The 241-nt window shown below is 38.6% G+C and carries 1 protein-coding gene; it reads right to left on the bottom strand.

The window, feature by feature from the left end; genetic code table 11:
- The coding region (locus KVT27_RS25930) for a putative minor capsid protein (RefSeq protein WP_217582309.1) at positions 1 to 241 on the bottom strand (241 nt) is incomplete at both ends.

Here is a 241-nt window from a genome sequence, read left to right as displayed (position 1 = left end):
AAGTGGTTCAACTTCTTTAATAAACATTTCTTTTCCACCCCACACGATCTTAGATTTTTCTTTAAATACATGATTAGCAGGAGAAGAGTTGACTGAATCATGGAAAAGTATTGCTTGAAAAGTTACGCTATCACCTGTTGAAGTGTTATATAACTTTTCATTCGGTTGCACTCTTACCCTTTTTAGAGTGATTGGTGGGGCAAATGAGGAAGCGGAACCTCCCCATGTCTCGTCTTCACCA

The sequence above is a fragment of the Lysinibacillus sp. GbtcB16 genome, assembly GCF_019091145.1.
GTDB classification, from domain to species: Bacteria; Bacillota; Bacilli; order Bacillales_A; family Planococcaceae; genus Lysinibacillus; species Lysinibacillus fusiformis.
Note: the sequence above shows the minus strand (reverse complement) of the source record. Positions and strands in the feature narration are given on the sequence as shown.